Origin of the sequence: Phascolarctobacterium succinatutens, from assembly GCF_958453765.1 — a bacterium.
In the GTDB taxonomy this organism is placed as follows: domain Bacteria; phylum Bacillota; class Negativicutes; order Acidaminococcales; family Acidaminococcaceae; genus Phascolarctobacterium_A; species Phascolarctobacterium_A succinatutens_B.
In genome coordinates this window covers 88485-110931 of record NZ_CAUDZA010000001.1, presented here as the reverse complement: position 1 = coordinate 110931, position 22447 = coordinate 88485, and the positions used below count along the sequence as shown (strand labels likewise).

The 22447-nt window shown below is 49.2% G+C and carries 19 protein-coding genes; all 19 read left to right on the top strand.

Annotated elements, in window-relative coordinates; translation table 11 throughout:
• Window positions 1–93: 93 nt before the first annotated feature.
• The 19 genes from Q7Q81_RS00495 (at window position 94) to Q7Q81_RS00405 (ending at window position 22436) form a co-directional block, all read left to right on the top strand.
• Entirely contained in the window at window positions 94–1761 is a 1668-nt protein-coding gene (locus Q7Q81_RS00495; RefSeq protein WP_210685042.1) for a SpoIVB peptidase S55 domain-containing protein, read from the top strand.
• 138 nt (window positions 1762–1899) lie between these two features.
• The gene (locus tag Q7Q81_RS00490) at window positions 1900–2670 is read left to right on the top strand and encodes an MlaE family ABC transporter permease (protein ID WP_293806713.1); all 771 of its coding nucleotides are present in this window, start codon (window positions 1900–1902) and stop codon (window positions 2668–2670) included.
• Window positions 2671–2697: 27 nt separating this feature from the next.
• Window positions 2698–3453, top strand: coding sequence for an ABC transporter ATP-binding protein (locus tag Q7Q81_RS00485; protein WP_368502094.1), 756 nt, complete (start codon window positions 2698–2700; stop codon window positions 3451–3453).
• Window positions 3440–4708 (top strand): MlaD family protein, encoded by a 1269-nt coding sequence (locus tag Q7Q81_RS00480; protein WP_304272817.1) that lies wholly within the window; start codon window positions 3440–3442, stop codon window positions 4706–4708. The genes Q7Q81_RS00485 and Q7Q81_RS00480 overlap by 14 nt, the downstream gene beginning before the upstream one ends.
• Window positions 4709–4792: 84 nt before the next feature.
• Entirely contained in the window at window positions 4793–6187 is a 1395-nt protein-coding gene (locus Q7Q81_RS00475) for a TolC family protein (protein ID WP_304272815.1), read from the top strand.
• A 228-nt stretch (window positions 6188–6415) separates the two neighbouring features.
• Entirely contained in the window at window positions 6416–10705 is a 4290-nt protein-coding gene (locus tag Q7Q81_RS00470) for a translocation/assembly module TamB domain-containing protein (protein WP_304272812.1), read from the top strand.
• 32 nt (window positions 10706–10737) lie between these two features.
• Window positions 10738–11373: a sigma-70 family RNA polymerase sigma factor gene (locus Q7Q81_RS00465; RefSeq protein WP_009144975.1), complete on the top strand. Its 636-nt coding sequence runs from the start codon at window positions 10738–10740 to the stop codon at window positions 11371–11373.
• Between the two features lie 157 nt (window positions 11374–11530).
• Complete coding sequence (locus Q7Q81_RS00460; RefSeq protein ID WP_303713055.1) at window positions 11531–12022, top strand: hypothetical protein; 492 nt, start codon at window positions 11531–11533, stop codon at window positions 12020–12022.
• Window positions 12023–12042: 20 nt separating this feature from the next.
• Window positions 12043–13908, top strand: coding sequence for a BamA/OMP85 family outer membrane protein (locus Q7Q81_RS00455; protein ID WP_304272809.1), 1866 nt, complete (start codon window positions 12043–12045; stop codon window positions 13906–13908).
• Between the two features lie 22 nt (window positions 13909–13930).
• Entirely contained in the window at window positions 13931–15202 is a 1272-nt protein-coding gene (locus Q7Q81_RS00450; RefSeq protein WP_304272807.1) for a hypothetical protein, read from the top strand.
• A gap of 150 nt (window positions 15203–15352) precedes the next feature.
• Entirely contained in the window at window positions 15353–15838 is a 486-nt protein-coding gene (locus tag Q7Q81_RS00445; protein WP_298884402.1) for an OmpH family outer membrane protein, read from the top strand.
• A 103-nt stretch (window positions 15839–15941) separates the two neighbouring features.
• On the top strand, window positions 15942–16862 hold the full coding sequence (locus tag Q7Q81_RS00440; RefSeq protein WP_304272805.1) for a hypothetical protein: 921 nt from the start codon (window positions 15942–15944) through the stop codon (window positions 16860–16862).
• A gap of 54 nt (window positions 16863–16916) precedes the next feature.
• Window positions 16917–17324, top strand: a complete 408-nt coding sequence (locus tag Q7Q81_RS00435) for an OmpH family outer membrane protein (RefSeq protein WP_293689504.1) — start codon at window positions 16917–16919, stop codon at window positions 17322–17324.
• A 69-nt stretch (window positions 17325–17393) separates the two neighbouring features.
• Window positions 17394–18416: a UDP-3-O-(3-hydroxymyristoyl)glucosamine N-acyltransferase gene (gene lpxD, locus Q7Q81_RS00430; protein WP_293806734.1), complete on the top strand. Its 1023-nt coding sequence runs from the start codon at window positions 17394–17396 to the stop codon at window positions 18414–18416.
• Window positions 18417–18431: 15 nt separating this feature from the next.
• Window positions 18432–19322 carry a lysophospholipid acyltransferase family protein gene (locus Q7Q81_RS00425; protein WP_304272802.1) on the top strand — a complete coding sequence of 297 codons (891 nt, stop codon included), beginning with the start codon at window positions 18432–18434 and terminating at the stop codon, window positions 19320–19322.
• 21 nt (window positions 19323–19343) lie between these two features.
• A complete protein-coding gene (gene lpxC / locus Q7Q81_RS00420; RefSeq protein ID WP_210685028.1) occupies window positions 19344–20192 on the top strand; it encodes a UDP-3-O-acyl-N-acetylglucosamine deacetylase in 849 nt (282 codons plus the stop codon).
• 3 nt (window positions 20193–20195) lie between these two features.
• The gene (gene fabZ, locus Q7Q81_RS00415; protein WP_021720680.1) at window positions 20196–20642 is read left to right on the top strand and encodes a 3-hydroxyacyl-ACP dehydratase FabZ; all 447 of its coding nucleotides are present in this window, start codon (window positions 20196–20198) and stop codon (window positions 20640–20642) included.
• Window positions 20643–20818: 176 nt separating this feature from the next.
• Window positions 20819–21625 (top strand): acyl-ACP--UDP-N-acetylglucosamine O-acyltransferase, encoded by an 807-nt coding sequence (gene lpxA / locus Q7Q81_RS00410; protein WP_299822982.1) that lies wholly within the window; start codon window positions 20819–20821, stop codon window positions 21623–21625.
• Between the two features lie 4 nt (window positions 21626–21629).
• Entirely contained in the window at window positions 21630–22436 is an 807-nt protein-coding gene (locus tag Q7Q81_RS00405) for an LpxI family protein (protein ID WP_293391684.1), read from the top strand.
• Window positions 22437–22447: the final 11 nt, after the last annotated feature.

Sequence of the window (22447 nt, the reverse complement as noted above, 5' to 3'; positions counted from 1 at the left end):
AAACCGGCGAGCTTCTTAGCCGCCGGTTTTTGTAGTATTATAGAGCAAAATACCGGAAGTGGACCGGTAAATATTTTATTTTTAGGAGCGAGTATGAGAGTATTTTTATTAGCATTATTGTTTTGCTGCCAGCTGCTGACGGCAGCTGCCGCCAATGTTCCTCTGATGCCGGTGCGTGACCTGCGCGCAGGTATGCAGGGCATAGGCAAAACCGTTATCAGCGGTGATACTATTGAAACCTTCAATGTAGAAATTTTAGGTGTCAACGGCAGTGAAGCTATGGGATATAATATTTTTGTGCGCCTTTACGGCGATCTGATTGAAAAGACAGGCGGTGTTGCTCAGGGCATGAGCGGCAGTCCTGTTTATGTAGACGGCAGACTTGTCGGTGCTGTGGCCTTCGGCAAGACCTTCAACGACCCGCATTACTGCTTCCTGACACCAATCGGTAAAATGCTGCCGCTGCTGGACGAGCCGAGAGAGCTGCCGGCAGACTGGATTCCTAAGGGAACGGCGCTGATGGCAGGCGGTTTTACGGAATACGGTATGGAATATCTGCAGGAGAAGCTGCAGCCCTTCGGCCTGACTGCCGTAAACAGCGGCGGCACAGGAGCTTCCAGCGATAAGCCGCTGGAGCCCGGCAGCAGTGTCGGTGTTGCTCTGATGCAGGGTGATATGACTTTGGGTGCTCTCGGTACTGTTACCTGGACCGATGACAGCGGTAAGATTCTGGCCTTCGGACATCCCTTTATGCAGCGCGGCAGCAGCAATTTCTTTATGAATAAGGTGTGGGTGCTGGGCGTAGTTCCTAACCTGCAGAGCAGCTATAAGGTAGGCAATCTGGGTGAAGCTATCGGCAGCATTACGCAGGACCGTTCCAGCGGTATCGGCGGCGTGGTCGGCAAACAGCCTGCTTCTATTCCGATGTTTGTTACGGTCAACGACAGCAGCCGCGGACAGGCCAACAGCATGCGCATGCGTCTGATTGACGATGAGCAGCTGGTGCCTTCGATGGTGGATGCAGCCGTAGTAAATACTGTGAGCAAGACTGTGGACCGCAATGGCGGCGGTACGGCCAAGCTGCATTTTACCATTACCGGCGTGGACAGCAAGAAGGAAATGCTGACGATTGACCGCGAAAATATGTATTATTCTAATGACGCGCTGTTGAAAAATCTGGATGCGGAGCTGACGGAGGCTGTAACGATTCTGATGCAGAACAAGTTTGAGCCTGTGCAGATTTACGGCATTAATGTAGAGGCAGAGGTCAGCAATGCGGTGCAGGTGGCGGAAATTCTTAACGTGCGCACCAAGAACGCCAAGGTTAAGCCCGGTGATAAGGTAGCCATTGATGTTACAATGAAGCCTTATCGCGGCGAAGAATTTACCAAGACAGTTTATTTCAAGGTGCCCAAGGATCATCCCGGCGGCAAGCTGGCGCTTAACGTGCGTGGCGGCAGCAGCATGGCATGGGCTATCGAATTGCTGCGCAAGCAGCAGTCCGAGGGTGTTCCCGCTGCCAAGAAAAAGGAAACACGCCACAAGCTCAGCGATTATATCAAGAGCGTGAATACGGCCGACAAGAATAATGAGCTGATTATTGATGTGGCGATGGGACAAATGCAGCCGCCGAATCCGGAGGCTGCTGCGAACGATGCAGGCCTTGCGGGTATGCTGCAGGGCTCTCCGTTCAAGCAGAAGTATCCCTTTGACTTTATTATTGATGGCGAGAGCGAAATCGTTCTTACCGTTGACAAGTAATTTTGTCGAGTGATATTTTCTTTCGCTTAACAAAATTTTTCATATTACTGTATCTGTATGGCTGTTTTGTGTCATACATTCGCCATAATTTGGCGGTATAATGATTATGTAGAAAAAGCTGAAGATAAGGATGTAAAAATGCTGAAATCTATCTGTGAAGCAATGGGCAACAGAATATTGGCCTTCTGTGCTGCCAGCGGTAAGCTGACGCTGCTGCTGTTGGCAACGCTGCGACGTCTGAAGGATGCCAACGCTAAGGAGGTTGTGCGTCAGATGGCACTTTTGGGAGCGGATTCGCTGCCGATTGTGATGATGACGATTCTCTGTACCGGTATGGTTTTTTCCGTACAGACAGCCAAGGAGTTTGTGCGTCTGGGTGCGTCCTCTTCCGTAGGCGGCATTGTAGCTATCGCTATGGCGCGTGAGCTGGTGCCGGTGCTGACAGGCGTTGTTGTTGCCGGCCGCATAGGCGCGGCGATTGCGGCGGAGCTTGGCACGATGAAGGTTACCGAGCAGATTGACGCGCTGCGTGTTATGGCTGCCAATCCGGTGAGCTATCTGGTGGTGCCGCGCTTTATTGCGCTGGTGCTGATGATGCCCGTGCTGGTTGTTTTTGCCAACTTTATCGGTAATATCGGCGGCTGGGTTGTGGCGCATTATTACGCCGGCATCGGCAGCTTTACTTATGAAAATTCTATCAGGACACTGGCAGAGTTCTATGACGTATTTGGCGGTATGGTCAAAAGCTGTGTCTTTGGTGCGATAATTGCTATCGTGGGCTGCTATAAGGGCCTGAACGCTCCGAACGGCGCTGAGGGCGTTGGTCTGGCGACCACTGCCTCGGTAGTGCTTTCGATTATTCTGGTGTTTATCACCAACTATTTTCTTTCTATCGTTTTGTATGTGTAAGGAGTCGGCAGAATGTCAAACGAAGCTATGATTCAGCTCCGACAACTTAAAATGGCCTTCGGCAGCAAGGTGATTCTTGATAATCTTGATTTGGATGTACGTCAGGGTGAAACGCTGGCGGTTATCGGTCCCTCGGGAACCGGCAAGAGTACCATCATCAAGCTGCTGACAGGACTGCTGCCACCTACTTTCGGCAGCATTGTTATCGACGGGCAGGAGGTAAGCGCCTTCACCGAGGATGAATGGGATGGCCTGCGCCAGCATATGGGCGTAGTTTTTCAATATTCCGCTTTGTTCGATTTTTTGAGCGTAGGCGAGAATGTAGCCTTTGGCCTGCGGCGGCACTTTAAGCTGCCGGAGGAGGAAATACAGGAGCGTGTCGGCAAACTGCTGGAGATGGTAGGCATGCCGAATACGCAGCACATGCTGCCGGCAGAGCTTTCCGGCGGTATGAAAAAGCGCGTTGGTCTGGCGCGGGCGCTGGCTATGCAGCCGCAGATGGTTTTTTATGACGAGCCGACCTCAGGTCTGGACCCGGTAATGACGATGACCATCAGCAGGCTGATACGCAAAACTCAGCAGACGCTGGGAGTAACATCGGTTTTGGTAACACACGATATGGAATCTGCCTATTACGCCGCAGACCGTATCGCTATGCTATATAATGGACGCATTGTGCAGATAGGCACGGTTGCGGAGATAAAAAACAGCACTAATCCTGTCGTTAAAGCATTTATTAACGGTACGGAATTGAAAGAGGAGGAGAAGGATGAGCAGCAGTGAGGTTAAGGTAGGTGCCTTTGCATTAGGCGGCGCGGTGGTGCTGGCCGGCATTATTACCTTTATGGGTGCTTTCAGCTTTGGCAAAAAAGGCTATGAGCTGCGCATTAACTATCCTCAGGTAAGCGGACTGATGCCTGGGCATGTTGTGCGCTATGCGGGCGTGCAGGTAGGCACGGTCAAAAAAATCAATGTGGCACCGGATAAGGTAGAGGTTATCACAGAAATCAACGATGATATCAAAATACCGCAGGGAGCAACCTTTACGATTTCTTCCGACGGTATTATGGGCGAAAAATTTGTCAGCGTTATTCCTCCTGCTAAGCAGGGTAACGGCTATGTAGCCGAAGGCAGCACGATTAACGGTGTTGCCGGCGGCGGTATGGATGAATTCTTTGCTTCCTCCGGTGATCTGGTAAAGCGTATGGAAAATATCGCCAATGCCTTTGAAAATGTTTTTGGCGACAAGGAAGTACAGCAGTCCATGAAATCCGGCTTTAAGAATATGAATGATATCGCCGAGAACATGAATACCTTCACGAAGGTCATGGCTGATGTGGCAGTAGCCAACCAACAGGATATTACTTCGATGATTCATCAGATTAATGAGCTGAGCCATCGCATGAACGGCACGGCGGCGCATATCGAAAGCATTATGGCCGGTGTGGACAATAACGGCAAGACAGGCCAGAATGTGGCTGCAATTGCCCAGAATATGGCAGACACCAGCCAGCGTATGGAAAATATTGTCGAGGTTCTGGAAACAGTAGCTAAGGATCCTGTTACGCAAAAATCGCTGAAGGAAACGCTGGTCAACGTCAAGGAAACGAGCGAGCGTGCCAACAGGATTTTGGGAACCCTCACCGAGGCGAAGGTTTCGACTGACGCCGGCTTTGCCGCCAAGGGCGGCGACTGGCGCGGCAGCTTAGGCGTAACGCTGCATCCTGCGGATGATACCTTCCTTTATATGGGCGGTTATGACATCGGCAATGCCAATAAATTCGATTTTCTCGTAGGCCGTCAGTATGGCAACGCAGCCTTCAGCATGGGTGCGATGCAGGGTGACTTCGGGGTCGGCGCCAGCTACGATTTAGGCAGGGACTTCAGATTGTATTCCCAATTATACGATTTTGATGATCTCAAGGTGCGTCTGGGCGGCGAATTCCGTTTGCATGATAACCTGTCGCTTTACGGCGAAACCATGGATGTACGCGGTAATAAAGCTAATACTTATATGGGTGTGCGCACTTATTTCTAAAAAATATTTGACAAACAGCCCTAAAAAAATATATAATTTTACTGCTGACTGGTTAGTCAGTTCTAGAAAATGGAGGTTTTTCGGATGAATAGAAATAAATTAACAAAACGTTTCTTGCTTTTATCTGCAGCGCTGACCATGGCACTGAGCCAAAGTGCTTTTGCCGGCGAAACCGTTGCTTTAAATCTGGACGACGCTATGCTGCGTGCTTTCCAGACCAACCCGACCGTAAGCATTGCCCAATACGAGCTTGACAGCGCACGTGCCAGCTACAATGCTGCCCGCCAGAGCCGCGGTATCAGCATCAGTGCCAGCCATACTACTCAACGCGGCGATGATGATGCTCAGCAAGCTGCTCCCGGCATTTGGACCAAGGGTATCGGCAACAATCATGCCAACAGCCTGAGTGCTTCTTTGCCGATTTTTACCGGCGGTAAATTAAGCGGTACTATTAAACAGGCAAAGGCTAACTATCAATACAATGAGGTTGGCGTACAGCGTACCTATAACGAAATGCGTTCTACCGTTACCGACGGTTATTTTAATATGCTGCAGGCAGATAATATCCAAAAGCTCAGCGCGGAATCCGTTACCCGTCTGGAGGATCATCTGAAAAATGTTCAGGCACAATATAACGTTGGCGTGGTAGCCAAGGTTGACGTGCTGCGCTCTCAGGTTGAGCTGGCAAACGCTAAACAGACACTGATTCAGGCTGAAAATGCCTATCAGGTTGCCGAAGCGAACATGAACAAAATCGTTGGCCTGCCGATGGATACCAATCTGAAGCTCGATAATCTGCTTGTTTATAATGCTTATGATAAAAACATGGATGACTGCCTGGCTTATGCTGCCGAGCACCGTCCTGAGCTGATGCAGGCTAAATATGGCGTGGATGCTGCCAAGGGTGCTTTGATGGTTGCCCGCAGCGGTCATATGCCGCAGGTTGCTGCCAGCGCTACTCAGCAATGGAGTGACAGCAGCTGGCCCGGTGATGACAACGGAAAATGGGGTGTCGGCGTAAATGTCAGTATGAATGTGTTCGATACCGGCGTAACTCTGTCCAAGATTCACGGTGCCGAGGCTGATTTGAAAAAGGCTGAGGAAACCTACCGTAATACCGTGGACTCTGTAAATCTGGACGTCCGCAGCAATTATCTGGGACTGCGCGAAGCAGAAAAACGTATCAGCACCACTAAGCTGGCTGTAGAGCAGGCTGATGAGGATTACCGTATCGCTCAGCTGCGTTATATGTCCGGCGTTGGCACCAACACTGATGTACTCGATGCTCAGGTTGCGCTGACTCAGGCTAAGACCAACTATACGCAGGCTTTGTATGATTACAATACCTCCAAGACAGCACTGGAAACCTCTATCGGCGTACCGATGAGCAATCCTGCTACTGCCGTAAAGGTGCAGGCTGTCAAAACTGCAAAAGCTGTTAAAGCAACCGAAGAAAAAACCGAAGAGGCTGCCAAATAATTAAGGCGTAAATTTAATAAACAGTGACACAATCAGGCCGGTGGGGCATAAATCTCACCGGCTTTTTTATGCGGCTTTAGCCGAGATTTCAGCGGATAAAAGAAATTTCTTCTCAATAAGAGGATGTTTTCTGCTAATGTCGAATAAATAAAAGTCGAAGTATATAAAAAACAGTCTTGTCATATTTTTGTCATAGAATTTTGTTAAACTATTGAATGGTGAAGTGTCATGAAAAAATATCTACAATTTGTTGGAGCGTTAATCATACTGCTTGCGGCAGGCTATATCTTTTTAGTTCATACGGTGATGCCTAAGTATATTAAGCAGGCGATACCGCAAATGCAGCAGCTGGCAGCGGAATACATCAACGGCAGTGTTTCTATTGGCGGTCTGAAATGGGAAGGCGGCCTGACGGCCGAGCTGACGGACGTTGTCGTAAAGGATGCCAAGGGCGAGAAGGTGGCCGAGCTGCCGCGTACTGTGCTTACGCTGCGACCCTGGCTGGCAATGCAGAAGCCTGAGCGTGCGCTGAGCAGGATTGATGTGATGCGCCCGAAAATATATCTCACAATGAATGACAAAAATAAATGGAATATGCAGAATCTGCTGAAGCCGTCGGATTCTGAGGAAACGCCTTTTTACGGTACGCTGGCGGTAGACAAGGGCGAGCTGTTGGTAACTATGCCGCAGGGCAAGTGGCAGTTTGGTGTAGAAGGCAATATCAACGGCGGTGCCAATCCTGATTTTGCCGTGGATTTGGCTGTAACAAGCGGCGCCGATAAGCTGAAGCTGGCCGGCACGATGACTACCAAGGGCGAGGGCCGCATGAAGCTGACCGGCGACAAGCTGGCGCTGGCACCCTATGCTGCTTTGGCCAAGCAATACGGTAATGTTGATGAGCTGCAGGGCGGCTTAGGCAAGCTTGCTCTGATTTATGTGAATAAGAACGGCAAGCAGCGCTTTAGCGGTGAAGTGAAGCTGGCAGCACTCAGCGGCAAGCTGAGTCTGGCAGGCGAGCAGCACAGCCTGCAGCTTGACGGCCTGGTATGCGCGGATGAAAACCTTGTCAGCGTCAGCAGTATTGACGCTCTGGTTGATGGGCAGAAGCTGCACCTGGAGGGTGAAGCGGATTTGCGCAACACCGATTCTCCTTCAGGCTTTGGCGTGCTGAGCAGTGATACCTTGGCCTATAAAGGCTATAAGGCGGAAAAGCTGCGTGTGCCGTTTGATGTGTCTAAGGACGTGGTGCAGCTGCATGATGTGAGCGCGCAATACGGCGGCGGTACGATTACCGCTAACGGTACCTATGACCTTAAGGAGCAGGTGCTGACGGCAGATGCCCAGCTGCAGCAGATTACGCAGAGCCTGCCCGGCAAACAGCAGGAGCAGGTACATATTAACGGTAAGCTGGCTGTTTTGGCCAAGCAGGTACAGGATAAGCTGGTGCTGCATGCTGCTGCCGATACAATGGATATCAGCTGGCGCAGCCTGAAGCTTAACCGTCTGGCTTTTGACGGCAGCTATGACAGCAAGGGCTTAGTTATTGATGACCTCAGCTTTTTTGCCGAAGGCGGCGGTACCTTGGCTGCTAAGGGACGTGTTGCCAAGGATGGCGCTTTGTCCGTTCACGGACGTATGGCAGATTTCCCGATTGATTCCGTGCTGGCTGCGGCAGGTCAGGACGGACGCGGACTGTGTTCCACCGGATTTGATGTCGGCGGTACGCTAAATGCTCCCGAGTTTTCTGGTATGGTACAGCTGACGCAGGCAGAATTTATGTCGCAGAAGCTTAATGAAGCGCATGGCATTATCAGCATGAAGGATAATATCCTGGGCTTTAAGGATTTTACCGCACATATGGATCAGGGACAGCATATTCTTAACGGTACCGTTAACCTGCAGGGTGCAGAGCCTGTGGCAGATCTTACGCTGACAACGAAGAATGTGCGCATTGAGCCGCTGATGGTGCTTGTGGGCAAGCCTGATATAGTTACCGGTAATCTTGATAATACTATGCAGATAAAGGGCAGCCTCAGCCATCCTTATATTCATGGCGAGGTGCATGCTGCCGACGGCAGTGCCGCCAAGCAGCTGTTTAATAATATCAGCGGTCATTATGCTTATGAGGACGGCCTGCTGAGATTGCAGGATTTTGTAGTCAATGCCTTCTACGGCAACCTGACCTTGGATGGCACCATGACAGCCGACCGCAGACTGAACTTTGTTATGGATGCCAAGAATGTTGATCTGGAGCATTTGCCGATAAGTGATGATACGATTGATTTAGGCGGCAAGGTCAATGCCAAGGGACATTTGAGCGGTACGCTCACAGCCCCCTTCTTTGACGGCGAAGTCAGCAGTGAAAAGATAACTGTCAATGGTGAAGCTTTGACGGAGCTGGAAGGAACGCTTGCCAGCAACGGACGTGATAAGAACAAGCTGAATGCTTCCTTTAAGCAGCCTTATCGTGATGACCCTGTCAATTACGGCTTATACAGTGCAGACCTTAATTTTAACCTTGTACAGCATTATATTGAGGGCAAGGTGGAAAATATTTGGGGCGATATCGGCGGCCTGCTGCGTATGGCACGTCAGGATTACGATATTAACGGCCTGATGCAGGGACAGCTGCTGTTCAGCTACAAAGGCCACGGTGAAGGCGTCAAGATTACAGCTGCAGCCGATAATGTAAAAATTCATGATCTTAATTATGCCCACATGCGTTTTGAAGGACGCATTGATAAGGGCGGCGTACTGCATTTTGACAATGTCAGACTGCAGGAGCAGGACGGCGTAAGCGATAAGGGAATTATTGCCGTCGGCGGTTCTGTTGACTTTAAGAAAAAGCAGCTGGATGTAGAGGTTGCCGCAGTAAAGGCCAATCCGGCCGTTGTGACGGCAGTCATGAAGGATCCGCCGGAAATTAAAGGCGAAACGGATATGCTGGTACAGGTGCATGGCAGCTTTGATAATCCGCAGGGAACAGGCTCTCTGGAAATAGCAAACGGCTCTGTTGCCGGTGTAAGTGTGGACGAGCTTACCGCAATGCTGGCGCTGGCCGACGATAATATTAAGCTGCAGCAGCTGATTGCCACTAAGGATGCTTACGGCGTCAGCGCCTCCGGTGATATTCCGCTGGATTTGTTCCGCGATAAAAAGCAACGCCGTAATCCTGATGCACAGATGAATATCGTGATGGACCTTGATAAGGCGCGCCTGGGAATTTTGCCGGCGCTTACTAAAATGGTTGAATGGGGCGTAGGCGATACTCAGGGCAAAATTCGTCTGGCCGGTACACTGGAGGAGCCGCTGCTTTTCGGTTCTGTTAAAATAGACGGCGGCAGCGTTAAGGTAAAATATATAAATACAGTTTTTGATGATATTAATCTTGATGTGCTGTTTAACGGCAATACTGTACAGCTGAAGAATCTTTCCGCTAAATTAGGCAAGGGCACGCTCAGTGCCGAAGGCAGCTATGCACTGCATACCGATGCTGATACAGCCTACAGTCTGCATATCAAGGCAGATAAGGCACAGATGGCCTCCAAGATTTTCACCGGTACGATTACGAGTGATGTAACCTTGCAGCCAGAGCAATATCCCGATATGAAAAACCGTAAGGCCAATGGTGAGCCGCCGACAGCTTTCCGTCCGCGTCTTGCTGGCAGTCTTCGTCTGGATGATGTGCTGATTAATATGCCGACGGTGCCTGAGCTGGGCGAGGGTGACAGCAATATAGGCCTCGATATGAAGCTGGTACTGGGACCGAAGGTACATCTGTACAACAGTTATCTTTATGATATCTGGCTTAAGGGCGGCATCGATATCAAGGGAAGCACAGTATTCCCGATGATTGACGGCACGATTAAAGCCGATAAGGGCACTGTAAAATATCTGCGGACTGACTTTAAGCTGAATCAGGCAGGCTTGGTATGGGTTGACCCGGGCAGCTTCCTGCCGAACGTAAATCTGGACAGCACAGCGCGCTTCAGCCGTTATAATATCTTTATGAAGATTAACGGCCCTGTAAGCGAAATGGATTTGCAGCTGACAAGTGATCCGCCGCTGACACAAAATACGATTGTACGTATGCTGACGCTGCAGCGCGAAAGTGCAGGCAGTAACGAGGTTACCAGTGATGATATGGCAAATCTGATGACTGTCGGCCTGCAGATGACAGTGCTGGGTGACGTGGAGATGTTTGTCAAACAGACATTGGGACTTGACCAGTTCCGTATCTACACCGGCAAAACACGCTCCGGTATCGGCTTTGAAAGCGCTTATGACCGTAATAAAGAGTTGACGGCAGATGAGAAAAACCAGTATAATGTTTTAGTAAGCAAATATCTTAATAATAATTTTATGCTTGGTTATACAACAAGCTTTGATGCTGTTGACAGAAGCATTTTCGGACAGTACGATATCAGTAAGCACATGAATATCACTTATTCACGCAGCTACGATATGTCGAAGGAACCGAAGGACTGGTATGGCTTGGAATATAAGATTTCGTTCTAAGCAAAGAATACTTTACGAGAGGAGGTGAACAGATGCTGCAAGGATATCTGGAAGAGCTGCGCAAGACTTCGCTGCTGGAGCCGGAAGAAGAGCTGGAGCTTTGGCGGCGTGACGCTGCCGGTGACGAAGCAGCGCATCAGCGCCTGATGACAGCTTACCAGCCGTTGGTTTTCAAAATTGCGTCGAGCTTCAGGCTGCCTGAGGCCGATACAATGGAGCTGATTCAGGAAGGCATGGTGGGACTGCTGGAAGCGGCGGAAAGCTATGATTATAAGCGGCAGGTAGCCTTCAGCCTGTTTGCCTCATACCGTATCAGAGGAAGCATGGTAGATTATCTGCGGCACAGCACGGATAAGGGCATGCTTTATCTGGACAGTGAGCTGTCCAAGGGCTTTACCTTAAGTGATGCTCTGCCTTCGGAGCTGGCATCTCCCAGCGAGGTGACGGAACAGCATCTGCTCTGCGAAAAGGTGGCGCAGGCTATGGACCGTCTGCCGCTCAAAGAACAGCAGGTGCTGCAGGGAATGTATCTGGAGGACAGGCCGGCGCAGGCAGTTGCCGATGCGATTGATGTAAGCCTAGGCCATGTTTACCGTCTGCAGAAGCAGGGGGTGCGCCGTATCCGCGGTATGCTTTCCCGCTTTATACATGAATTTAATAAGGAATAGTATTTAGGCTGATAAATAACGAAAAAAAGCGAAAACGCAAGTTAGCTTTACTAAATCTGTTGTAATCATCTGAAATGACTTGTGAAAACTCAAGGCGGCAGACGATTATATAAGACATAGTTATTAAAAACAATTATGCACAGAAAGGGGTAAAAGCATGACGCAGTCAAGCCGTACATTGTTTCAACGCATCCGCTGCATAAAGAGCAGTCTGGATAAGGCAGAGCAAAGCTTTATGGATAATAAGGATATACGGGGCGAGCTTGATTTGATGCTGGCGGAGGCTGAGCTGAAAAATCTGCGTCGGAAGAAGGACCGCCCCTGGAGCTGGAACCGGCAGGTTCTGGCAGGCTGTGCAGCTGTTTTGCTGGTAGTTGCAGGTTTTGGCGGCTGGTGCTTTGCCAGAAACCATTACCGCGCGAAGGCGCAGGCCGCGTTGCCGCCGCCTGTGGCAGCACCTGTGGTCAAGCCGGAGCAGAAAATGCCGGTGCAGGCTGTGGTGCCTAAGACTGCAGTTATACAGAAGCAGCAAGCTAAGGATACACCGGTACAGGAGAAACAAGGCACTCCCGACCGTGTTACTATATCTAAAGCCGATATGCACAAATTAGTGCAGTCAGCGCGAGTTGAGTTGAGTAACTCTAAATGAAATATGAGGAGGAATATCAATTGAAGAAACAAAAATTATGGCGGCCTCTGACAGTAGGCCTGACAGCAATGATGCTGGCCGCACCTGTCTATGCCCAAGAAATTCAGACACCTGTTATGGGTGCTGATACCTCTGTAACGCAGACTGCACCGTCACAACATCAGGAGGAAAACAAGCTGGCTCCTTACATTGGCAAGACCATTACCAAGCAGATTATTGAGGGTAATGTTACTGTGCCTGAGGCTGAAATTGCCGCTGCTTTGAAAACCAAACCCGGCATGCAGTTTACCGAAGCAGGCCTGAGCGAGGACTTGAGCGCTATTTATGATCTGGGCTGGTTCTATGACCTGCGTCCGGAATTCAAGATGGTACCGGAAGGTGTACAGGTAATTTACCATGTTATGGAAAACCCTGTATACCAAAAAACAGATGTTGAAGGCAACACTGTATTGAACAAGCAAAGGGTTGCAAGCTTCTTTGATCTGGAGCAGGGCAAGATTGCCAACCTGAAGGATATTAATAAATGCGTACAGAAGCTGGAAGAGGAATACCGTTCCAACGGCTACATCTTGGCGCGTGTTACCGACGTGCATATGGAAAAGGACGGTACTCTGAAGGTTGCTGTCAACGAAGGTATTGTTGAAGGCTTCAAGGTTAAGGGCAACGTAAAAACCAAGGATTATGTTGTTACCCGTGAAATGAAGCTGAAAAAAGGCGAGCCCTTCAATGCCAAGGCTGCCCGCCGCAGCATGCAGCGCGTATATAACCTGGGCTATTTTGAAGACGTTAATATTAAGCTGAACCCGGGCCGTGAGCCTAACGGTGTTGAAGTAGAAATTTCCGTAGTTGAAATGAACACCGGTACCTTCGGTATCGGCGCAGGCTACAGCAATGCCGACGGCTTTGTAGGCATGGTTTCCATCGGCGATAAGAACTTCCGTGGTATTGGTGACAAGATTAACCTGCGCTGGGAGTTCGGCGGCGAGGATAACAAGAACTATGACTTCAGCTATACCCGCCCCTGGCTGGATGATAAAGAAACCAGTGCTACCATTAACCTTTACGATATCACCAACGAATATGCCGACTACAATATTGACGGTGACGAAATTGCCCGCTACGACAAAAAACGTCGCGGTCAGGAAATTACCTTCAGCCGCAGAACCCATAATGAATTTATCAGCAACTACATTACGATTAAAAACCGTGATGATATTTATAAGGGCGAAGCTGACGGCTACGAAGGCGATGAGAATCAATACTACGAGGATAAATTCAATCAAAGTAGTAAATATGAATCCTGGATGCCTAAGACTGCTGCAGAGCGCCGTAAGGAAAACTTTGGTGTTACCCGCAGTATTACCTTCGGCCGCGTATATGATTCCCGCGATAACATCTATGATCCGCATGAAGGCAAGCGCATCGGCTACAGCGTAGAATGGGCCGGCGGCATGGGCGGTGACTTTGACTTCACCAAATGGACCGCTGACTGGCGCTACTACTTCCGTGCAGGCGGCGAAAGCGTTTGGGCACTGAACCTGGGTGCAGGCTATGCCAGCGGCGATATGCCGTTGTCTCAACGCTTCACTATGGGCGGCAGCGACACCCTGCGTGGCTATGAGGATGACCAGTTCCGCGGCAACAGCATGCTGAAGGCAACTCTGGAATACCGCTTCCCGATTGTCAAGAAAGTTCAGGGCGTACTCTTTACCGATAACGGTTATGCATGGGATAAACGCCATGAGGATGAATTTGATATGGGACTGCTCAAGAACAGCTACGGCGTAGGTCTGCGTATCAACTCTCCGCTGGGACCGGTTAAGCTGGACTATGGCTACGGCGAGGATGGTGGCAAGTTCCACTTCAGCTTTGGTGGACAGTTCTGATTTTACGGAGAATATTTAGGCTATGAAGCTGAATAAGATTCTGTTCTGTGCTGCAATGACAAGCATCTTGCCATTGCAGCATGCTTTTTCTGCACCGGTTAACAGTGTAGAAGTACAAGTTATAGATACTAACGGCGGCACCAGCCAGCTGCTGCTGCAGAAGATGAGCGGCAGTATGCAGGTGGTGGCGGACCAGCTGTTTATTGATAAGGATACGGCGATGATTGCCGCGGCCGGGGAGGACTATGCCCGCCTGCTGACGGAAATCGGCGACAGGGTATTCACCGGCTACGAGCTTACCGATGTTAAGCTGGATGTAGGCGAAACTACACAGGTGAAGCTGTACGCACGTCCTTGGAATAAGGTTATCGAAAAGCCGCTTATCGATTTGCAGTTTTCCGGAGTAGAGCCACAGACGGCGGCGCTGCTCGAGCAGCGTATTCCTGCGCTGCATGCTCAGCTGGAGCAGGCTATCAGCGGCGCTTCGGTGGATGCCGGTGACTGGGCCGGCGGCGTACTGCGCAAGCTGGTACGCAGCGAGGTGCAGGCACAGCTGCCGGAATTTAAGCCGGCGGTGGATGTGCTGCAGGAGGACGGACGCACGGTAGTGCAGGTAGTTATCTATCCCGTAGGCCAGCTGGTGCGTAATATCCGCTACGAGTTGCGCAGCGAGGCTATTCCTAATGTGCTTTTGATGCAGATGAAGTATAAATATGCCGGCGAATGCGACAAGCTACGCGGACTGCCTGTTGCTTATGTGCAAAGGCATCGCCAGGAGCTGGAGCAGCAGCTTTTAGAGAAGCTCATGACTGAGCCGGAGGTTAAAAATTATCAGCTGCGCCCGGAGGTTAAAATTACGCCCGGTGCTGATTTGGGCGTAAATATTATGATTGAATCGGATGATTATAAAATCTGGTTTGAGGGCTATGGCGACATCGGCCGCAATAAGGAAAACCTTTCCGGAAAGGCCCATCTTGGTAAAATGATTTCGCCGCGCGATGAGATTTTCGGCGAGGCGGAGGTTATCCTGGATGACGTCCAATGGCGCTTCGGCACCGGATATACGCATTATTGGGGCAAGAGCGGCTGGAGCTACGTACGGCGGATACCGATAGGCGACAACAATTATCGCCTGGAGTACAGCCTGAGTCCTAAATGGCGTTTGCGGGCCGAGCATTTTTCAGGTGATAACCGTAATGAATTTGCGGTGCGCTACCGCATTCATGAGTTCCTCAGCGCGGAATATGTTTACGGCGGCAGTGAATTTTACCTGCGTCTTATAGGAAATCTCTAGCAATTCTTGAAAGAATTAGCGCAGGCTGATATAATAAGATATATTATTGCAACAGACAGTACAAAAACGGATGACGGCAGCTTGCTGCTGTTTTCTGCTGTTGTAGCTTCTGAATTTTTATATGAGGAAAAGAAGGTAGGGATTTAGATTATGATGCAGAAATTGCGTAACCCTAAAAATGTAAAGCTGATCTCCTTGTTTATTGCAGCTATTTTCGTACTGGGCTGCTTTGCGCTTTCCGTAACGCAGAGTGGTGTAGGCAAGAGTGCTTTTGCCGCTTCCAGCGAATCCGCTATCGGTGTAGTTAACTATCAGATGCTGGTAGCACAAAGCCCGGATCTGAGCAAAGTTAACGAAGCTATGAACAAAGAAATCGAATCTGCCCAAAAGGATTTCAATGAGAAAAGCAAGACCATGAACGAGGCAGAAAAGAGAAAGTATTATACTCAGACTCAGGAACGTCTGGCCAACAAACAAAAAGAGCTGATGGACCCTGTGCTGAAGAAAATCGAAGCCAGCATCAAAAAGATTGCCGACAAAAAAGGTCTGGCAGTTGTAGTAGATAAGAACACTGTTGTTTTCGGCGGTGTAGATATTACTGACGAGGTTGCCAAGTCTATGCAGGCAGGCAAATAACAGCTTCTGCAGCGTTGCTGCTCTGAAGTTGGCAGCTTGCCTTGTGTAATGTCAATTTAATCGCGGTATTTACGGATGTACAGCAATGTTATTGGAGGCAGGCATGAAGAAGAACAAGCTGGTAAAAATAAGTGCTATTATTGCAGCTGCTCTGCTGATTTCGGCATGCAGTACCAATGTCCGGGGACCGCAGGAAAAAATTGCTGTTATCAACTGGGAGCAGGCGGTAAGCGCCCATCCTCAGTATGCTAAGCTGGAGCAGGGTGAAAAGATTCTGCAGGATCTGCTTAATAAGCGTAAAGGTCAGGAAGAGCTGGCCAAGGCGCAGCTAAGCAGCCTGAATAAGCTGCGCAGCTTGCGGCAGCTCAGCCAGCAAAGCTTTATGGAGGCTGATTTCAATACCCATATGGTAGAACAGAGGGAGATTGAAAATGCCAAGCTGCAGAAGTTTGCGGCCCAGGCCGAGGCGGAAGCTGACAATCAGCTGGCAGAACGCAAAAAGAATGTTGAAGAAGCCTATAAGCTGAAAATATTTAATCTGCGTGCTATACTGGAGACTGTTAAAATGAAGCCTGATGAACGTCAGGCCGTTGAAAAACAGCTGCAGGAGCTGCAGAAGGAGCGCGGTGCGCAGATTGCCGAGCTGCAGGCGGAAAAACGCCGTCTGGTTGATGCCAAGGTACTGCCGTACAAGGCAGAGGCCGAGCAGCGGATGCGCGATATGGCGCAGCAGCAGCATGCTCAGGCTATGCAGCAGCTTAAATCACCGGAGGAACGCGACAAGGAAATGCTTGACGCGGCACCGAAGGCTTTAAATAATGCACTGAGTATTATAGACAGAGAAATTGATAAGCAGCAGGAAAAGAACGATAGCCTGAAGAAGCAAATCAATCAGGATATCGAAAGCCAGGCTGTGAAGCTGGCGCATGAGCGCGGCTATACTATTGTTTTCAATAAGTTTAGAGTTAATATGAAGGCAGAGGATATTACCGCTGCTATAATCAAGGCCTTGAAAAAGGCATGACATTGTTAAGTGCCCGGGCCTGATATGAGCTATAATTAAGTGAGGTTAAAAATTATGAAAAAAATTATTGCCGGTCTGATGATTGCAGCATCTATGTTTACTTTCGGCTGCAGCGGACGTAATTCCGATTTTGGTACTGTTGATATGAGCAAGATTGAAGCTGAAGCTCCTATCGTAAAAACCACTCAGGAAGATGTAACTAAAAAAATGACCGATCTGAAAACCCAGATGGATAAGGATATGGCAGGTAAAACCGGCGATGATGCCAAAAAGGTTGCCGAAGATTACGGCGCTAAAGCCAAGCTGATTCAAAGCGAGGCTCAAAATAAGCTGAAGGCAAGTCTGGATACTGCTCTGAAGCAAGTTGCCGACGAGAAAAAGCTGGGCGCTATTTTAGACAAGCGTGCCGTTCCTCAGGGCGGTACCGATGTTACCGGTGACGTAATTGCAAAAATGAAATAAGCAGCACCCTGAAGCGGGCGGATAGTCCGTCCGCTTTTTGCGTAAGCGGCTTTATGGTGGAGGTATGAAATGGAGAAGAGTGTACAAGAATTAGCAGAATTTTTAAAAGGCACGGTAGAGCATGATAACCCCGAATTGCGCATTACCGGCGTTAACGGACTGGTTGAGGCAGGACCGAAGGATATTTCCTTTGCGGTGCCGCCGCATGTAGAGCACTGTCATCTCAGCAAGGCCGGCGTAATGGTTCTCAGTCCCGAGGATCCGGAGCTTGACGGACGCCCTGTTATCAGAGTTGCCAACCCGCGTGCAGCCTTTGCAGCACTGCTGGAGCTGTTCCGTCCGCAGGAAGAGGTTGAGCGTGTTATCAGTCCTTATGCTTATGTATCCAAGAAGGCAAAAATTGGCAGCAATGTTGCTATTCAGCCCTTTGCTGTTGTTGAGGATGATGCAGAAATCGGCGACGGCTGCGTAATCTATCCGCATGCTTATGTCGGCAAGCGCGTAAAAATGGGCAAGGATTGTACTATTTATCCTAATACCACTATCCGTGAGGACTGTGTACTGGGCGACAGAGTTATTCTGCAGTCCGGTTCTGTAATCGGCGGCGACGGCTTTGGCTATATTACCCAAAACGGCAAGCACAGCAAGGTGCTGCAGACCGGTAATGTAGTGCTGCAGGATGATGTAGAAATCGGCAACAACACCTGTATCGACCGTGCTACCGTTGACAGCACTATTGTTGGCAAGGGCACCAAGATTGATAACCTGGTACATCTCGGCCACAACGATATCTTAGGTGAAAACTGCCTGGTTGTTGCTCATGTAGGTATTTCCGGCAGCGTAACCGTAGGCAACAATGTTACCTTTGCCGGTCAGGTAGGTACTGTCGGTCATATTACCATCGGCAGCAACTGCGTCTTTGGCGGCAAAACGGGTATTACCAATAACGTTCCTGACAATTCCGTTATGGGCGGCTTCCCTGCAATGCCTATGAAGGAATGGCTGCGTCAGGAAGCAAATCTGCGTAAGGTGGGCGACATGCTCAAGCGCGTCAAAGCTCTGGAAAAGGAATTGGCAGAGCTGAAAAAATAATAGGGTGGTGAAAGCTTGTTAGGTTATTATATAGTCAAGCTTTTTAGTAAATTTATGTGCATCTCCCCCATGTGGCTGCGCAAGCTGGTGGCAAAATTTCTGGGCAGCGTAGCAGTGGCGGTTGTACCGCGCTGGCGTATGCAGATGGCAGAGGCCAATATCCGCGAATGCCTGGGGGTTGACGAAGCAAGAGCTGCGGAAATCGCTGCAGAAAGTCTGCACCGCTTCGGCCGCATGGTCGTCGAGGTTATGCGTTTTCCGCTGCTGAATAAGGATAATATTGACAAGAAGGTAAGGGTAGAAGGTCTGGAATATCTGGAGGCTGCTTATGCTCAGGGCAAAGGCGTCATTATGGCTACAGGTCACTACGGCAACTGGGAGCTTTTGGGCGCTACCGTAGCGCTGCACGGTTACCCGATGCTTTCTATTACCCGTAAGCAGAACAACGGTCATATGGATAAGCTTATCAATGAATTCCGCCAGATGGTGGGACAGAAGGTTACCTATAACCGTGGCGAGCATGGCCTGCTGGCTATCAGCCGTATGCTGCGCGAAAAAAATCTTCTGGGCATCCTTTATGACCAGGATACGAACGATGATGGCGTACGCATTGACCTGTTCGGCAAGGATTCTGTTATCCCTATGGGACCGGCGGCGCTTTCGCGTATTTACGGTTCGCCGATTTTACCAATCTTTTTGCACAATAATACAGATGGCACCTGTACGGCTAAAATCTATCCTCCCTTGTACACCCCGAAAACAAAAAACAAGGAGCAGGATTTTTATGCGGTAACCCGTGAGCTGGTGACAATACTGGAGCATGAGATTATTGCGCATCCGGAAATGTGGTTCTGGGTGCATGACCGTTGGAAAGACGGACGCCAACGTTTTGGCAGAAAAAAATAAATTTGATAAAGGAGGAGCAAAATGACCGAGCAAAAAAAGGAATACCAGCATACAATTGCTAAAGAGGTATCCTATTCAGGCATTGGTCTGCATTCCGGCAAGGATGTACTGATGACACTGAAGCCTGCAGAGGCTGACACAGGCATTGTCTTCGTCCGTACCGATTTACCGGGCAGACCGGAAATAAAAGCTTTGCCGGAGAATGTAAGCTCCACGGTAAAGGCAACAACACTTAGTGCAAACGGTGCTGAGGTTTTTACAGTTGAGCATCTTATGGGTGCGCTGTCTATGATGGCGATTGACAATATCCGTATTGAAATGTCTTCCCCGGAACCGCCGGTAACCGACGGCAGTGCTAAGGTTTTCTGCGAGCTGATTGAAAAAGCAGAACCGGTGCAGCAGGAGGCAGAACGTCATATATATGCCGTTGATAAAGCATTTTCCGTTTATGACAATGACCGTTATATCGTTATTTTACCTTATGACGGCTACAGAATTTCTTTTACATCCATCAACAGTCATCCGATGCTGGGAACCCAGTATTTCGATATCCTGCTCGATAAGGAGAGCTTTAAAAAGGATATTATGGCTGCCAGAACAGTTGCTTTTACTTCCGAGCTGGAAATGCTTCGTAAGATGGGACTGGGCCTTGGCGGTTCGTTAGAGAATGTAGTTGTTTTTGATGATGAAAAAATTCTTTCTGTGCCGCGTTTTGACGATGAACTGATCAGACATAAGATACTTGATGCCATTGGCGATTTGTATCTGCTGGGACCGATTAAAGCGCATGTTATTGCCGTAAAAACCGGTCATGCTTTTAACTCGCAAATCGCTAAGCAAATTCAGGCTTACAGAACAAAGGGGGAGTAATAAATGACAGTATTAGATATTAACGAAATTAAAAAGATTCTGCCGCATCGTTATCCGATGCTTTTGGTTGACCGCATTCTGGAAGTTGAGCCTATGAAGCGCGCAGTAGGTATTAAAAATATTACCGCTAATGAAATGCAGTTCTTAGGTCATTTCCCTAATGAACCGATTATGCCCGGCGTTCTGCTGATTGAGGCTATGGCTCAGGTTGGCGGCGTTGCTATGCTGTATCCGGAAGAAAACCGCGGCAAGATTGCTGTTTTCGCTAAAATAGACAATGTACGCTTCCGCAAGCAGGTTGTGCCCGGCGACCAGGTTGTAACCACCGCTGAGGTAACTAAAATTATGCGCGGCAGCATGGGTATAATTCATTGCGAGGGTAAGGTTGACGGCAAGGTTGCCTGCGAATGCGATTGCACCTTTGCTATTATGGACCCGAAAGAAAATTAATCAGCAAAATACAAAAAAGCTGTAATTGGTAGAATAAGCGAGCAATACAGCTAAAATTAATGCTAAATTCATTTAACTGTGATTTTTGTAGTGTTAAAAATCGTGGATACCTGTGATTATAGTATTATATTTATATTTAATTGCTTGATTAATATCTTATTTGGGGAGTGAAAATAATGAGTTCGGTTATTATGCCAACTAGTGGTATCCATGAAACTGCAATCATTCATCCGTCTGCTAAAATCGGCAAGGACGTAAGCGTAGGTCCTTATGCTGTCATCGACGAAGATACGGAGATTGGCGACGGCTGCGTGATTGGTGCGCATGTGACTATCCATCCATATACTAAAATCGGCAAGAATTGCCACTTTTTCCCGGGCTGCTCTATTGGTGCGGTACCGCAGGATTTAAAATTTGTAGGTGAAAAAAGCTATACTATTATCGGTGACGGCGGCAGCTTCCGTGAATGCTGCACTGTTCACCGTGCATGCGGTGAAGGCAACGAAACCCGTATCGGTAATAACATCCTGATGATGGCCTATACTCACGTTGCACATAACTGCATCGTGGGCAATAATGTTATTATGTCTAACGTTGCAACACTTGCAGGTCACGTTATCGTTGAGGACCGTGCTGTTATCGGCGGTTTATCTGCGGTACACCAGTTCTGCAAGATTGGTCGTAACGTAATGATCGGCGGTATGGCACGTGTAACCCAGGATGTTCCTCCGTTCATGATCTGCGCCGGTGATCCTGCTTTTGTTTCCGGTCTGAACAGCGTAGGTCTTTCCCGCGCAGGTATGCCGGTTGAAGAACGCAGTGAGCTGAAAAAGGCTTTCCGCATTCTTTATCGCAGCGGTCTGCCGCTGCAGGAAGCAATCAGCACTATGGAGCAGGAGCTGACAAGCTCCGAACCCATGGAACATCTGATGCGTTTCCTGCGTAATGTAGAACGCGGCATCATCCGTACACGCAGAGGCTAAGGCTATGGAGGTGCTGGGCGTACTTTCAGGTGTCGGACATCTGCCGGTAGAGGTAGCACGCTCAGCGAAAGAGCTGGGTTACCATGTTGTCGCTGTAGGTGTTGTTCCCGGTATTGACGAGGAGCTGCCAGGCAGTGTTGATGTTTATTACGATATCAACATCGGCAAAATCGGCAAGATTATTTCTACGCTGAAAAAAAATAAGGTTACCAAGGTCACCATGATCGGCAAGGTAACAAAGGAAGTTTTGTACAAAGCAGGCAGGATTGTTCCTGATCTGCGGGCGATAAAAATTTTGGCTACCATTCCGGACCGCAAGGATGATACTATCATGAATGCGATTGTCAAGGAGCTGGAGGACGAAGGCATTGAGGTTATGGATCAGACCTTGCTGATTAAACCGTTGCTGCCGCCGCCCGGTGTCCTGACCAAGCGTAAGCCTACGGAGGCAGAGCTTGCGGATATGGAATTCGGCTTTGAGATGGCCAAAGCCATTGGCGGACTGGATATCGGTCAGACCGTTGTTGTAAAAAATCGTGCCGTTATGGCGGTAGAAGCGATTGAAGGCACCGATGCCTGCATTCTGCGCGGCGGTTTTTTAGGCAAGGGCGGCGTTATCGTAGCCAAGGCTGCCAAGCCGAAGCAGGACCAACGCTTTGATATTCCCGGTTTCGGTACGACAACGATTGAATCAATGATTCACGCCGGTGCTACCGGAGCGATTATTGAAGCAGGTAATACTATCATTCCGGAGCGCGAAAAGGTGATTGCGCTGGCAGATGAGCATAATATTACCATTCTTGTAAAATAAATATCGGAAAA

Excerpts from the sequence above, each read along its gene's own strand:
- Q7Q81_RS00465 (WP_009144975.1), top strand. The coding sequence starts at position 10,738 with ATGCTGCAAGGATATCTGGAAGAGCTGCGCAAGACTTCGCTGCTGGAG.
- Q7Q81_RS00435 (WP_293689504.1), top strand. The coding sequence starts at position 16,917 with ATGAAAAAAATTATTGCCGGTCTGATGATTGCAGCATCTATGTTTACT.
- lpxC (WP_210685028.1), top strand. The coding sequence starts at position 19,344 with ATGACCGAGCAAAAAAAGGAATACCAGCATACAATTGCTAAAGAGGTA.
- Q7Q81_RS00495 (WP_210685042.1), top strand. The coding sequence starts at position 94 with ATGAGAGTATTTTTATTAGCATTATTGTTTTGCTGCCAGCTGCTGACG.
- Q7Q81_RS00440 (WP_304272805.1), top strand. The coding sequence starts at position 15,942 with ATGAAGAAGAACAAGCTGGTAAAAATAAGTGCTATTATTGCAGCTGCT.
- Q7Q81_RS00490 (WP_293806713.1), top strand. The coding sequence starts at position 1,900 with ATGCTGAAATCTATCTGTGAAGCAATGGGCAACAGAATATTGGCCTTC.
- Q7Q81_RS00470 (WP_304272812.1), top strand. The coding sequence starts at position 6,416 with ATGAAAAAATATCTACAATTTGTTGGAGCGTTAATCATACTGCTTGCG.
- Q7Q81_RS00475 (WP_304272815.1), top strand. The coding sequence starts at position 4,793 with ATGAATAGAAATAAATTAACAAAACGTTTCTTGCTTTTATCTGCAGCG.
- Q7Q81_RS00480 (WP_304272817.1), top strand. The coding sequence starts at position 3,440 with ATGAGCAGCAGTGAGGTTAAGGTAGGTGCCTTTGCATTAGGCGGCGCG.
- Q7Q81_RS00460 (WP_303713055.1), top strand. The coding sequence starts at position 11,531 with ATGACGCAGTCAAGCCGTACATTGTTTCAACGCATCCGCTGCATAAAG.
- Q7Q81_RS00450 (WP_304272807.1), top strand. The coding sequence starts at position 13,931 with ATGAAGCTGAATAAGATTCTGTTCTGTGCTGCAATGACAAGCATCTTG.
- lpxD (WP_293806734.1), top strand. The coding sequence starts at position 17,394 with ATGGAGAAGAGTGTACAAGAATTAGCAGAATTTTTAAAAGGCACGGTA.
- lpxA (WP_299822982.1), top strand. The coding sequence starts at position 20,819 with ATGAGTTCGGTTATTATGCCAACTAGTGGTATCCATGAAACTGCAATC.
- Q7Q81_RS00405 (WP_293391684.1), top strand. The coding sequence starts at position 21,630 with ATGGAGGTGCTGGGCGTACTTTCAGGTGTCGGACATCTGCCGGTAGAG.
- Q7Q81_RS00485 (WP_368502094.1), top strand. The coding sequence starts at position 2,698 with ATGATTCAGCTCCGACAACTTAAAATGGCCTTCGGCAGCAAGGTGATT.
- Q7Q81_RS00445 (WP_298884402.1), top strand. The coding sequence starts at position 15,353 with ATGATGCAGAAATTGCGTAACCCTAAAAATGTAAAGCTGATCTCCTTG.
- fabZ (WP_021720680.1), top strand. The coding sequence starts at position 20,196 with ATGACAGTATTAGATATTAACGAAATTAAAAAGATTCTGCCGCATCGT.